Here is a 1,294-nt window from a genome sequence, read left to right as displayed (position 1 = left end):
GGAAGTATCTTTTGACAAGCGGGAAAAGGCTTTTACCCGGTTAGCGGTTTCAGCTACCGGGCAGGCGAAGTCAAACACCCGGCAGGAAGTACCTTTTGACAAGCGGGAAAAGGCTTTTACCGGGTTGGCGGTTTCAGCTACCGGGCAGGCGAAGTCAAACACCCGGCAGGAAGTACCTTTTGACAAGCGGGAAAAGGCTTTTACCGGGTTGCCGGTTTCAGCTACCGGGCAGGCGAAGTCAAACACCCGGCAGGAAGTACCTTTTGACAAGCGGGAAAAGGCTTTTACCGGGTTGGCGGTTTCAGCTACCGGGCAGGCGAAGTCAAACACCCGGCAGGAAGTACCAATAGTTACACAGGAAATGGCATCGATCCGGAATGCGGAGTCAGCTGCCAGGTTAGTTGAGTCGGTTACCACGTCGGAAAAGTCATTTACCGTACCGGCGAAGTCGTTTGCCGGGCAGAAAGAGCCTGTTCTTCGAGAGTTGTAGTCTCGATGCATTTCTGTTGTTTTCAGAAACATTTTATATCACACTTTATTGTACAGGATAAATGTTGAAGGCCACAAAATAGAATTACGGGAATGCAAATGTCTCAGAACAGGTGGATTTACGTTTTGCTTATTGCCTCTCAACATAAGAGATTATCAACAGGGATAGTTGTTTGTATAGAATCTTTATTTTACCGGGCTGAATCTTCATCATAATGGATTCGGAAGTTCGTAATTTGCCGCCATGACCATTCAGGAGGCGCAGCAGCAATTACTTTTTCAGTTAAATCATTTGTACGATAACCGCGAAGCGGCGAATATTGCCGATTGGGTAATGGAGCACATTACCGGGTGGAAAAAGATCGACCGCATCATCAATAAAAATTTACCGCTGCTGCCCGACCGCATTGCCCAACTGGAACAATACACCAAAGAATTATTGCAACATAAACCGGTGCAATACGTGTTGCACGAGGCCTGGTTTTGCGGAATGCCTTTTTATGTAGATGAAAACGTGCTGATACCCCGTCCTGAGACGGAAGAACTTGTTGAGTGGGTATTGCTTGACACCGAAAAGCGGAAATCGGGGATCGGAGGTCAGAAGTCAGAAATCGGAAGTCAGAAGTCGGAAGACGGAGGTCAGAAGTCGGAAGTCGGAAGTCAGAAGTCGGAAGTCGGAAGTCAGAAGGTAGAAGGCAATTACTATAAGGGCAGAAGTCAACCATTAGCAAGCTCTTCAGACCTCAGACCTCAGACTTCAGACTTCAGTATTCTCAGACCTCAGACCTCAGGCTTCAGTATTCTC

At 47.7% G+C, this 1,294-nt stretch carries 2 protein-coding genes; one reads left to right on the top strand and one right to left on the bottom strand.

Going from position 1 to position 1,294, the window contains the following annotated elements:
• Nucleotides 1-501: hypothetical protein (locus AC59IL_RS38900; RefSeq protein WP_496557663.1), on the bottom strand; the 501-nt coding region annotated here is incomplete at its 3' end.
• Between the two features lie 232 nt (nucleotides 502-733).
• Between AC59IL_RS38900 and AC59IL_RS38895 the strand changes: the two genes are divergently transcribed.
• On the top strand, nucleotides 734-1,294 hold a 561-nt coding region (locus tag AC59IL_RS38895), incomplete at its 3' end, for a class I SAM-dependent methyltransferase (RefSeq protein ID WP_496557662.1).

The organism is Niastella sp. sgz303648 (assembly GCF_059587045.1).
The sequence above is the reverse complement of the archived record's forward strand: the minus strand, read 5'-3'. Positions and strand labels throughout refer to the sequence as shown.